At 40.6% G+C, this 266-nt stretch carries 1 pseudogene; it reads right to left on the reverse strand.

Annotation, left to right across the window (positions count from 1 at the left end):
- A pseudogene (locus SB658_RS24520) lies at positions 1-228 on the reverse strand (GNAT family N-acetyltransferase); the annotation flags it as partial.
- Positions 229-266: the final 38 nt, after the last annotated feature.

Consider the following 266-nt stretch of genomic DNA (forward strand, 5'->3'; position numbering starts at 1 on the left):
CTTTAACAGAGCGGCAGACACAATATGACCGTTCTTCACTCCGACTAAACAGATTTGATGCTGGAAATAAACCTTTGTGTTAACCAAATGCAGCTCGCGAGCGAAAGCAGAGCGCTTTGATACCTTTTCACATAATAAATCAAAAAATGAATAATCCCGAAACGAATCTTCTAACAGATCTGCCACTTCCGGCAGTTCGTCCTCTCTAGCAAGTCTGAAATGAACCATGTGCTGGTCCTCCTTTTTTTGAACAGATATAGATTATT

The sequence above is a fragment of the Bacillus sp. SIMBA_008 genome (assembly GCF_046535495.1).
Taxonomy (GTDB): domain Bacteria; phylum Bacillota; class Bacilli; order Bacillales; family Bacillaceae; genus Bacillus; species Bacillus subtilis.